The 12,161-nt window shown below is 47.4% G+C and carries 8 protein-coding genes; 2 read left to right on the plus strand and 6 right to left on the minus strand.

Going from position 1 to position 12,161, the window contains the following annotated elements:
• Nucleotides 1–45 precede the first annotated feature (45 nt).
• From F4X88_10570 to F4X88_10585, 4 genes are all read right to left on the minus strand, one after another.
• Nucleotides 46–2,427 (minus strand): N-6 DNA methylase, encoded by a 2,382-nt coding sequence (locus tag F4X88_10570; GenBank protein MYA56729.1) that lies wholly within the window; start codon nt 2,425–2,427, stop codon nt 46–48.
• 159 nt (nt 2,428–2,586) lie between these two features.
• The gene (locus F4X88_10575) at nt 2,587–3,741 is read right to left on the minus strand and encodes an ABC transporter substrate-binding protein (GenBank protein ID MYA56730.1); all 1,155 of its coding nucleotides are present in this window, start codon (nt 3,739–3,741) and stop codon (nt 2,587–2,589) included.
• Nucleotides 3,742–3,785: 44 nt separating this feature from the next.
• Entirely contained in the window at nt 3,786–5,588 is a 1,803-nt protein-coding gene (locus tag F4X88_10580) for a ribonuclease J (protein MYA56731.1), read from the minus strand.
• Nucleotides 5,589–5,669: 81 nt separating this feature from the next.
• Nucleotides 5,670–8,225 (minus strand): leucine--tRNA ligase, encoded by a 2,556-nt coding sequence (locus F4X88_10585; protein MYA56732.1) that lies wholly within the window; start codon nt 8,223–8,225, stop codon nt 5,670–5,672.
• Nucleotides 8,226–8,415: 190 nt separating this feature from the next.
• Between F4X88_10585 and F4X88_10590 the strand changes: the two genes are divergently transcribed.
• Both F4X88_10590 and F4X88_10595 read left to right on the plus strand, forming a co-directional pair.
• Entirely contained in the window at nt 8,416–8,796 is a 381-nt protein-coding gene (locus tag F4X88_10590) for a hypothetical protein (GenBank protein ID MYA56733.1), read from the plus strand.
• An 85-nt stretch (nt 8,797–8,881) separates the two neighbouring features.
• A complete protein-coding gene (locus tag F4X88_10595) occupies nt 8,882–9,343 on the plus strand; it encodes a hypothetical protein (GenBank protein MYA56734.1) in 462 nt (153 codons plus the stop codon).
• Nucleotides 9,344–9,446: 103 nt separating this feature from the next.
• On the opposite strand, the gene groL is transcribed toward F4X88_10595, so the two are convergent.
• Both groL and F4X88_10605 read right to left on the minus strand, forming a co-directional pair.
• On the minus strand, nt 9,447–11,084 hold the full coding sequence (gene groL, locus F4X88_10600) for a chaperonin GroEL (protein ID MYA56735.1): 1,638 nt from the start codon (nt 11,082–11,084) through the stop codon (nt 9,447–9,449).
• Nucleotides 11,085–11,262: 178 nt separating this feature from the next.
• Complete coding sequence (locus tag F4X88_10605; protein MYA56736.1) at nt 11,263–11,991, minus strand: hypothetical protein; 729 nt, start codon at nt 11,989–11,991, stop codon at nt 11,263–11,265.
• Nucleotides 11,992–12,161 lie beyond the last annotated feature (170 nt).

Raw genomic sequence — 12,161 nt, forward strand, 5'->3', positions numbered from 1 at the left:
CAACGATTTACCCGTGCTTTTCTAAAGACTAAACTTTTATCAAACTCACGTTAAAAATTGTTTTTGTTCCCTGTTTTTGCTGGGGGCATTGACAATCAGCACATTGCCAGCTTGCTCGTGTGCCAGAATGAAGTAATAGAGTTTTTCTTTTTCTATGTTGTGTAGGTAAGCGATAAAACGCTGCTCTAATTCTGCGGACTGTTCCGTTGCCGATTTTCTCTTGAAGACATTGGATCTTTTTAGATTTTTAACCCCTGTACTTTGATTAAAGTCCCGTTTGTAGTCCTGGAAAATATCGTATTTCAATAACTCCCTAAGGTTACTCAAGGTTGGTTGGGCAAAGAGTTTGATGTATTCTTCATAAAAGACTCCGATATGGTTACAATAGGCTTCTATCAGGTGGTGATCTTGATATTCTTCACTTTCGTGATCACCTTCAAAAAAATCATCTACTCGATTGTGGTAATGTTCGGAGACTTCGGGTCTTTGTGTTTTCCTTCTTAAAAAGAGGACCACCGTATTGGTGCCTGTCTTACCAAAGGTGCCACTCCCCAGTTCAGCAATACTCACTATATCGAAAAATTGCAACAGAATCTCACGGGTGCTGGTAAAAACCGCATCAGTGTTAGACAAAATACTGGATGGGACAATTATACCGACTATCCCGCCGGGAGCCATTAAGTAATAAAGCCGTTCTAAAAAGAAGCATTCAATGGTATCGGTATTGCTGTTTTCACCTGTGGCTTTGATGAGCTGATACTCTTTCTTATCTTCCTCGTTCAAGGTTTGTAAAAAACCTTCCACTGCAAACGGAGGATTCGCGATCAGGACATCGAAATTTTCCTGCTGAATTTCCGGGTGAGCGGCAAGAGCGTCTGCATCCAGTATCTTAATCTGTTCTTGACCGTGCATATATGCTGCAACCTTGGCAACCTTTGCCAAACGATCTTCCTTTTCAATACCGGTAATTTGGCTGTAGTAATCGCTGATGTCTCTATAATGTGTTTCAACCAAGGGCTTTATTTGATAGGCGTATTCATTCAGGAAATGCCCGGAACCGCAGGCGTAATCAATCGCCTTAATCGGCTCTGCGTTAGATTCAATTTTTTGGGCGAGTGGTAGGGAGGCGACAATAAATTTGCAAATCGGTAGAGGCGTGAAGAATTGACCCTCCGACTGTTTAATACCGTTGTCGAGAAAGAACTCAAACATATCCCCCAAAAACTGATTTTGGTTATCTGTCTTGAGTCGTAATTTTTCCCACATCTGCACAATCTCTGATAAGACTTTGGTGTTTCTTTTAAACAATTCCTCATTGTGGGTATCCAGAAGCGAGAAGGCGGAGTTGGTAAAAAACTTAAGTTCTCTAAAATAGCGTTGAATCTGTTGCTTGGTAGCGTTGCGTTTGTTTTTAACCGTCCAAAATGCGTTATCAATTTGCTCATTGCTGATATAGCTGATCTCTTCATTTAGGAATTTATGCATCCCTTTCCGATAGAGATCTTGCAGTCTATCAACAAAATCGAAGTAATTGTCGTAGGTTATACCTTTCCAATAAAATTTGAGATCGGTCGTATTGTCTTCTTCATCAACAAGTTTACAGAGAAACAGATTGACTAAAACCTCAAAGGCGTTTTCCCGTCTTGCGATATTGTGCTTCCTTAGGATTGTTCGGAATTCGTGATATTTTCCCTCTTTATCGGAAGCATCAATCGGTTTAGTATCCTCGGCAAGGGTGTACTTATTTTTTCCGATCTGGTAAGCCTGGATATTGTCCTCAAAAATACCATTTTCGGCATATTCTAAATGGTAGGTCTCACGCCATACGGCATAGCGATCTTCAATGTCGGTTGCTTCAGCAAACGACCTCGATGTTTCATCTTGTGATAAAATTCTCTCATTGTCCCTGTGAGCAATCACTTTGTGGTCAATACGGATCTTATTTTCTACAAAGTCAGAGGCATAAAGACACAGATATTGTGTTGATTGGATCTGTTGGGCATAACTCAATAACTGGTCACCATCTTGACGGGTTTTCTGCCATGCCCTTTCAAAATCATCACCCGCTGTTTTACATTCAATAATCAGCAAAGGATTCTTCTCTTGATCTCTAACCAATATATCCGCACGTCCACCACTCGCACCGCGTCCAACCCTCCATCTGGGTTCAAGTTCCAAATGTTCAGGCTTATAGCCCTTTTCCAGTAGCCGATGCACACACTCAAACACCACAAAATTCTCGTTCTGTGAGAAATTACAGGTTTGCCGTTCGTTGACTTTTAACCCTCTATTCTCGGGATAAATTATGCTTTGTTTGCTAAAGTCAACTTTTAAGTCGGCTTCACCGATGGATTTTTGGAAGGTATTCCTTTCCTCCCTGAAGCCTAAGGTTTTGAGTAAGTCTTTAAAGTTGGTTTCCGTTATCATAGTGATGTTTTCGTTGATTAGAGGTATTTTCAGGACTTATGCAATTTTGACGATATGACGCTCCGTTAGAGAGTAAACTCTAAAAAAACACAGGCGTTCTCATGGCACAACCTAACAGGTTATGCTACAAAAAAGCAACCTGCCTAAGTCCTAAAATAGTTACTCAAAGGGTTGCAATACCCCGTCTTTGACTATCAGTGCTTTCTGGTCATAAACGCCATCCCCGTTGGCATTAAAAGAGAACTTACCCAAAATTGTGTCGAAGTCTCTGATATCCGCCAAGGCATCTCGAATCGCAGTTGAATCCGTGGAGTGGGCATTCGTAATTGCCGCCGCCAAGATATAGACGGACGCATAAGAAACTGCGGCAAAGCCATTTGGCTCCTCGCCAAACATTTCGCTATAATTCTGAACGAAGGCGTGGTTTCCGGGAGTATCGTCTGTCGTGAGCCAACTTATGAAAGTGATCGCACCTTCGGCGGCGGGGCCCGCAGCTTCTATCTCAAGATCGGTTAACGAAGAAATAATAATAGGCACGGTGATACCGAGTCGGTGTGCCTGAATCAATATCCCCGGTTTTTCGGGTGGCAACGCCGAGACGAAGATAGCATCCGGGTTCAACGCCTTTATCCGAGTGAGCTGCGATAAGAAGTCAGTATCACCCGTTTGGAAGGTTTCCGGAGTGAACGCCTCAATACCATTTGCAGCGAATACTGCCCGTAATGTCCTGTCTTGATCCGTAGAGAAAAGATCGGCATCGTCGTAGAGCGTAGCGACCTGTTGATAGCCGAGTTTTGCCTGCGTCGCCTTGATGCCTGTAGCAATGGCGACCTGGGTCGTGCCCGGAAGACGGAAGACAAAGTCACCGATTTCGGTAAGGCCGCTTGCCCCTGCTGTTGGGCTAAGTGCTACGATCTCATTCTCTTGTGCTATCGGAAATGCTGCCTGAGTTGCGCTGGAAGTCGAGGGACCGAGAATAGCAGTCACCTTCTCCGTATGAATAAGTTTGTTGAATGCCTTAACCGCTCCTTCTGGGGTGCCCATGCCATCCTCGAAGATAAACTTGAGTCCGACCTTACTGACATCTGCTGTGTTAATTTCATCAATAGCAAGCGCAAAACCCCGCTTCATGAGTTGTCCGGTAGGAGCCACGTGTCCTGTCAAAGGTAAAACGATTCCGACAGAAATTTCTTGACGCTTATCTTGTGTATCGGGAGTGGTAGGTTGAACAATTGGGGACACCCGCTCACAGGCAGAAACGCCCACTATCAAGGTGGCAATTGCCACGATAAATACAAATGACTTCAATTTAATTTATTCCCTTCTTTTAACTGAAAATCGAAAACTGATTCCTATTATCAAACCCGCATAACGACGGGAAAGATGAGGGGTGTCCGTTGCATCTGTTTCGAGAAGAACCGGCGGAGCGAGCCCCGGATCTCGTCTTGGACTGCCTCTGTTTCCTCCTTCTGTTCATCGCTTAGGTTTTCAATGATGCTCTGGGTAATTTCTTTCACTTCCTCTATCAGTTCTTCAGACTTATCCATATAGACAAACCCTCGCGAGATGATTTCTATCTGTGTTCTAATTTTACCTTGCGGTTCGGTTAGGTGGGTTGAAATGTGAGAGTCGTTCTCCGTAGATCCGCCCTCCAACTGCTGCTCGCTCTCTTCCTGACTCTTAGCTGTTAGCTCCTGCTTGTCCTCACCCGCATCGCTGTGCAGCACAACTATCGGAACGACAATACCATCTTCGGAGAGTTGGATACGATCGCGTAGGACGATATCCTCAAGTTCAAATTCTGGCTTGCCATCGACAAAGACGCGTCCGGAGCGTCCCTCGCGTCCAAAAACCTCACACGTCTCTGGGGTCAGTAGAATGAGTTCGCCATCTTCAGCGACTTTAATGTTGTCGCTCGGTATACCCATAGACTCAGCGAGTTCAGCATGCCGCATTAGGTTTTGATATTCACCGTGCATCGGCATGAAAAACTTAGGCTGTAAAAGATTGAGCATTAACTTCAGATCCTCGCTTGAGCCATGACCTGATACATGAACGTCTGCATTGCGTTCATGGTATATCTTGGCACCGCGTCTGAGCAGATGATTGACGACGTTCCCGATAGCCTTTTCATTACCGGGGATGATCCTGGCAGACATGACGACCGTATCCCCTTGTTCCACTTTTAAAAACGGGTGGTTGTCAAGTGCCATCAATGATAGAGCAGATCGGTGTTCGCCTTGGCTGCCGGTGCTTAAAATCACGAGCTCGTGCGGTTTAAACATGGACGTATCGCGAGCGTCAATGAGATAATCCGGATTCACGTTGAGATAGCCCAGTTCAGTGGCGGTGCGGATATTGTTGAGCAAGGAGCGTCCAGTGACAGCCACAAGCCTCCGATGTATACCTGCCAAGTCGATGAATTGCTGGATGCGGTGCAGACTCGAAGAAAAGGTACAGAGAAACAACTTCTGCTCAGCCTTCTGAAAGATGTTGTCTATCGTTCCATAGATGCTCCGCTCAGAAGGGGTTTGCCCGGGTCGCTCTGCGTTCGTGCTATCGGAAGCGAGCAGCAGGACACCCTCTGCTCCGAGACGCGCCAGCGTCTGAATGTCGCTCAACCTACCATCGACAGGGGTCATGTCAAACTTGAAATCGCCTGTATGAACGATGACACCGACGGGTGTGCGTAGTGCAATTGCTACGGTATCTGGAATACTGTGTGTAACATGGATGAATTCGGCTGAAAAATCACCTAACTCGACTGTATCGCCAGGGGCAATCGTATTGAGTTGTGCCTTGCTGAGAACATTGTATTCACGTAATCTGCCGCTTGCAATCGCCAGGGTCAGCTGCGTGCCATAGACCGGCACATCTAACTGTCGTAGAACGTAAAATAAGGCACCGATATGATCTTCATGTCCGTGCGTGAGAAGGATCCCGCGAATCTTTTCCTGTCGTTCAACGAGATAGTGGATATCTGGTAATATCAGATCGACACCGGGCATGTCTGCATTCGGTAGCATGAAACCTGTGTCAACGACGATAATGTCATTTTCAGTCTCATACACCATCATGTTAAGCCCAAATTCGCCTAAACCTCCCAATGGAATGATTGAAACGTTTCCCTCGATCCTTTCAAATTCAAAATCTTCTGTCATATTTATGCTCTTTTAGGTGCTTCTTGTGAAAGGTTGGGTTCGCTTGCGGCTCAACCCAACCTACGTCCTATCTCTTTCGGTTTAAACAACAATGTTGATAAGGTTGCGGTTCGACACGACGATAACCTTCCGAATCGGTTTCCCTTCAATGAACCGTTGAATCCGTTCATCTGCGAGTGCAGCCGCCTCAATCTCTTTGTCGGTTGCATCGGCAGGAAGTTCAAGCCGGTTGCGAAGTTTTCCATTGACTTGCGCAATGATCGTCACCGTAGCAGTCGTGAGCACGCCTTCATCGTGTGTGGGCCACTGTGAATGCGCAATAAATCCGGTTTCACCGAGACGATGCCACAACTCCTGCGTAATATGCGGGGCATAAGGTGCTAGCAGATGCAGGAACACCTTCAATATCTCCGTAGGTAGTGTTTTCGTCTGTGTAGCAGCGTTAACGAAAATCATCATCTGGCTAATCGCCGTATTCATCTTGTCAATGGACTCCGTGTCTTCGGTTACCTGTTTGATGGTTTTATGGAGTTCCCGCCAGAGTTCCGGTTCCGTTGTGCCAGCAGCGTCGGTTAACTTATCGCTGAGTTCGCCGTTCTCCTCATCAATAACGAGTCTCCAGACACGTTGCAAAAACCGGTAAACCCCTTCAACACCGGCATCTTGCCACGGGGTGCTCGCTGTGACGGGTCCGATAAACAGGAGGTAGAGACGTATCGCATCCGCGCCGTAATTGTCAATGACATCATCCGAATTAATGACATTAAAACGAGATTTAGACATTTTCTCCACTTGCACATTGAGCGACACACCAGAAGTTTTCGCTACAGATTCTCCATTGTTCTGCTCAACTTCATACGGATAGTAATACTTGCCTGCATCGTCCTGATACGACTGCGCAAGAATCGTCCCTTGATTCACCAAACCTTGGAACGGTTCTTTCGTGGAGACCAATCCACAATCGTAAAGGACCTTATGCCAGAAACGTGCATAGAGTAGATGTAACACAGCGTGTTCTGCACCGCCCAAGTAAAGATCAACAGGCATCCAGTAGCGTTCAAGTTCAGTATCAAAAGGTACCTCAGCGTTGTGTGCATCGAGGAACCGTAGGTAATACCAGCAAGAACCTGCCCATTGCGGCATGATGTTCGTTTCACGTATCGCGGTTTGTCCGTCAAGGAGTGTCACATTCAACCATTCGGATCCCGCGCGAGCCAGTGGCGGTTTGCCATCCTCTGTCGGCTTATACGCATCAATAGGCGGAAGTTCTAAAGGCAGTTCCTCATCGGGCAGTTGCACAATGGTCCCGTCCTCAAGATGCGCGAGTGGAAACGGTTCACCCCAATAGCGTTGCCGTGAGAAGAGCCAATCTCGTAAACGGTATTGAACTTGGCGCGCCCCTCTATTCTCACTTTCAAGCCACGCAATCATCTTCTCTTTCGCCTCAGTAACCTGTACCCCGTTTAGGAAACCGGAATTGACGCAAACACCATCCCCCTCAAAAGCCTCCTCTTCAATCGGTTTTTCACCGCCCTTGATGACCTCGACGATGGGAATACCGAAAGTTGTGGCGAATTCATGGTCGCGTTCATCGTGTCCGGGAACAGCCATGATGGCACCCGTGCCATAAGTCATCAGAACGTAATCCGCAACCCAGATCGGAACAGGCGCGTTGTTACAAGGGTTGATCGCATAGGCACCCGTAAAGACCCCTGTCTTCTCCGTGGCGAGGTCTGTCCGTTGAAGATCGGATTTGTTAACCGCTTCCTTAACATAAGCGTTAACTGCTGAAGTGGCATCGGGGTGCGTGATCTCGGAGACGAGCGGATGTTCGGGGGCAAGGACACAGTAGGTCGCCCCAAAGAGCGTATCCGGGCGCGTCGTGAAAACAGTGAACGTGTGATCGCTGTCTTTAATGTCAAAGGTGATATCTGCCCCTTCTGACTTACCGATCCAGTGTCGTTGCATTTCCTTGAGACCCTCGGGCCAATCCAATAAGTCGAGGTCGTCCAACAACCGATCCGCGTAGGCAGTAATTCTGAGCATCCATTGTCGCATGAGGCGGCGCTCAACAGGATCTCCCGTCTCGACATATTTTCCATCTTTTACCTCTTCATTTGAGAGAACAGTGCCTAACGCCGGGCACCAATTGACGGGGACGTTGGCGAGATACGCCAACCCTTTTTCATAGAGACGGAGGAAAATCCATTGCGTCCATTTATAATATTCGGGGACAGAGGTGTCAATTTCGCGTGACCAGTCGTAAGAGAAACCGAACCTCTGCATCTGATGGCGAAAAGTGGCGGTATTGCGTTGTGTGATGTGTGCTGGATGTTCGTTTTCACGGACGGCTGTGCGTTCTGTCGGAAGTCCGAAGGCATCCCAGCCCATTGGGTGCATCACGTGATAGCCTTGCATTCGCCGGAAATTTGCAAACACATCGGTAGGTAGGTAGTTTTTTGAGTGTCCCACGTGAAGTCCAGCACCTGAGGTATAAGGGAACATGCCAAGCACATAGAACTTCGGTTTCTTTGACAATGTCTCAATATCGTTTGGAATTTTGAATGCTTCTTTTTCTCGCCACACGGCTTGCCAATAGGGTTCTATTTCCGCCGGGGCGTAAGGATGGTTCTCCATTTCGCGTTCGTCTCCTTTTTCATCCTGTTCATAGGGGCTTTATGACAATAAATTCTAACATATCCTCGCCGTATTGTCAAGCAGGCTTTTCTCAGACCCAGAACCCTTCAACAGAAAAAATTGTTTGACAACAGAGAACGCTCTTTGTTAAAATATGCTCAATTCAAATTTTGTAGAGGTGAAGTGCAACATGGCGGACCAAAACAACAACGAGAGTGCTGTCGAAGCCCAAGAACAAACACAGGCAACAAGCGGTGTAATCATCAACGCTGCGCAGATGCAGTCCCTCGATATTAGTGATCGGTTCACTCGGGCGAAAACGGCAACCGGTTGGCAAATTAAGTTGGAGGCATCAGCGCGCGTCACCATTAACTTCATAACCAGCATGCGAAAGTTTGAAATCACATTAATGCAGAACGATATTATTGAACGTGACGGGGACGATCTCATCCTGATCCGGAACCAGCCAGCGGATGCTTACCGTTCCCAAAGGGGTGTATCCTCTTCACCGCTCGCGCGCGGTAATGAACGCACATTAGCTTCTGAATCCACCGAAGGTAGGACAGTATAGTTCTTTTTTGTTATAAAGGTATAGGAGGTGGCAGCCCATTTTAGAACGCATCTATCAACTGCTCTCCAGCTTAAAAGGCGGAACGATGATTCCGACAGAAGTGGTACTCAGCCCACAAAGTTACGCGAAACTCGTTTCCGAACTCGCCAAAAAACTTGGGTCTCAAGGTATATCGCATTTGCAACTCGCACATCATCTCGCCTTGCCGGTCTCCATCCAACAAGAAAATACAGACTTGGTCGTCCTGAAGGAATTGACCCCTAACCCTTGTCCGATCTGCCACCGTCGGTTGACGTTCCTTCGAGAAACAATAGAACGTTTTGAGAATGATAATTCCGATATGATCCGCTGTCCGATGGGACACCGTTATCCGGGTGTGCTAAAGGTGTATTATCTGAACATTCTCCAACATGCTGAGAAGGATGAAACCGAAAAACCGGTAAAAATATGCCCAGTGTGTAGTGGTAAGAACATCCAGTACTTAGGACCGAAGGTGATGTTTTGTCTCGACTGCGATTGGGATAGCGGGCTGGAGGCACGGTATTAGGTATTTCTAATTTTCCTTGCGGATAAGTGCCGGGATTTGGAACATTGACGGTTTTTGCTTTGAGGTAGGCGCGCTTTGGAAGCGCGCCTAACGATGAATGCGTCTAATGGAAATGTCCAGCGTGCGGATCGGCTGCGGCTGCGGCTGCACCCGGTGGCTCTTCAATCTCTGTAATGAGCGTTTCCGTCGTCAACAGCAAGCCTGCGATACTGGAAGCGTTCTGCAGCGCGGATCGGACGACTTTTGTCGGGTCAACAACGCCTTCTTCAAGCATGTCCCCATACTCAGATGTTGCGGCATTGAAACCGTAATTCCCTTCACCTTCCTGTAGCTTGGCAACAACGACCGAACCTTCCATACCTGCATTCTCAGCGATAGCACGCACAGGCGATAGCAAACTGCGGCGGATGATATTGAGCCCTGTTTCTTGATCTCCGTCAAGCTTCACCCCACTCAGGGACGCTGCGGCTCGTAAAAGTGACGTGCCACCCCCAGGGACGATGCCTTCTTCAACTGCGGCACGCGTTGCGGCAAGGGCATCTTCAAATCGAGCCTTCTTCTCTTTCATCTCGACTTCCGTCGCAGCACCAACATTGACAACAGCAACGCCGCCTGCGAGTTTCGCAAGCCGTTCTTCCAACTTCTCTTGGTCATACTCAGAAGTCGTTTCTTCGATTTGCGTCCGAATCTGTGCGACTCTTCCTTCAACGGCTTCTTTGACACCACTACCGCCAACGATTGTGGTGTTATCCTTGTCAACGACGACGCGTCGAGCCGTTCCTAACATGCCCACAACAATATTTTCTAAACGGATACCCGTCTCTTCAGAGATAACTTGACCCCCCGTCAGGATAGCGATGTCTTCTAACATCTCTTTACGTCGATCACCAAAACCGGGGGCTTTAACGGCGGCAACTTGAAGATTCGCCCGGAGTTTATTCACCACCAATGTAGAGAGGGCTTCGCCTTCAACATCCTCAGCGATAATGAACAAGGGTCTGCCGAGTTGCATCGTCTTTTCCATAATCGGCACAAGATCCGCCACCGTGGAAATTTTCTCGGTATTGATGAGAATAAAAGGATTCTCAAATTCGACCACCTGTGCCTCCAAGTCGGTCACAAAATTGGGTGAGAGGAAACCGCGATCAAACTGCATACCTTCAACAATATCAACAGTCGTCTCTGACGTTTTGCCTTCCTCAATCGTGATCGCACCGTCGTTTCCAACCCTCTCAAGTGCTTCAGCGACGGTAGCACCGATATTACTGTCGTTTGCGGGATCATTGGCTGCGATTGAGGCTACCTGTAAAATCTCTGCGTGTGTATTCACAGCACGACTTTGTGCGGTAATTGCATCAACAGCAGCGACGACGGCTTTGTCTATACCGATCTTCAACTGCATCGGGTCGGCACCCGCAGTGACGTTCTTGAGCCCTTCATGAAGAATTTCCTGACCCAGCAGGGTAGCAGTGGTGGTTCCGTCGCCCGCGACATCGTTTGTTTTGGTTGCAATGGATTGGAGTAACTGGGCACCCATATTTTCATACGGGTCCGGGAGTTCAATTTCTTTTGCGACGGTGACACCATCGCATGTTACCAGCGGTGCCCCGAAAGATTTTTGAATGACAACATTTCTGCCACGGGGCCCAAGGGTAACCTTCACAGCATCGGCGAGTGTATCCGCGCCGCGCTTGAGTGCCACCCTCGCTTCTTCATCAAAGATAATTTGCTTTGCTGGCATTGAATTCCTCCTATATCAATTTTAGTGTTGTAATATTACACGATCAAAAGTGTTGCGATTACGAATCGCTGATATAATTATAGCATACACGAGGCATAAAGTCAATTTTATTATAGGAGCACACGCAGATATAAAAATAGGCGAGGTATCAGAAACCTCACCTACGCGTCAAGTGATTTTAACGTCCACGCGAATTTTTCAGGCTCCCCCACGTGATAGCCAATTTCTCCATTGGATCGACTGCAAGTGTCGCTTCGCCTAACGTAATCGCTGGAATCACAGGCACTGAACCTAATTCCAAAGAGATGGCATCTATGGTCTCAATCCAATCATCGGGTCGCGGGTTTTCCCATTTTGTGGTAACCAACCCTGCGTGTCCGCAAGGTCCACCTTCTTTCTTTACCCATCCCCAGACAGAGTTATCGTCTTGGAGCGCGGCATCGTCGTGGCACCAATCATCGGAGTTAAAACCAGAAATCATTTCAAGTTCCTCCTTCTTCCCTGTCCGATAGTGCATCACGAACTTGTAGCTTGGCACGCCGTTCTGTTCCCATCCGGTCGCGTGGAAGAAATAGACAAATTTTGCCTTGCCGCCAACGATAATGTCGTTCACCGCCTTGGGCCATATCGCGGCATTCGTGCCGAAGAGCACAATCGCACCGTCTATGATTTGGAACTCTACCTTTCCGTCGGGTCCCTCAAACTCATCAACCTCACCGATAGGCAAGCGAGAAAGGGTGCTATCTCCAGGTTGTTTCGTCCACCACTGGTGTTTAACGAGTTTTGAGTTGGCGAAGGGTTCCAGGTCAACATGGACCCATTCGTCTAATGCTGTAGCGATTCCTGTCGTAAAAAGACTGACAACACAAAGGAGTGCAATCAGTATGAACCACTTAACCAGTTTCATAAGAATTTCTCCTATGTTAATTTTGGGGGATAGTATAACAGGGTTACGAATTGATGTCCATACATTTTGGTAGGTTGGTAGGGCTATTCATACCATTTCTGAATGACTACTCCTCATTAACGCAACCTACGCGTAGGGGCGAGGTCCCCTCGCCCGTTATATGTTTCAAA

Source organism: Candidatus Poribacteria bacterium (assembly GCA_009839745.1).
Classification (GTDB): domain Bacteria; phylum Poribacteria; class WGA-4E; order WGA-4E; family WGA-3G; genus WGA-3G.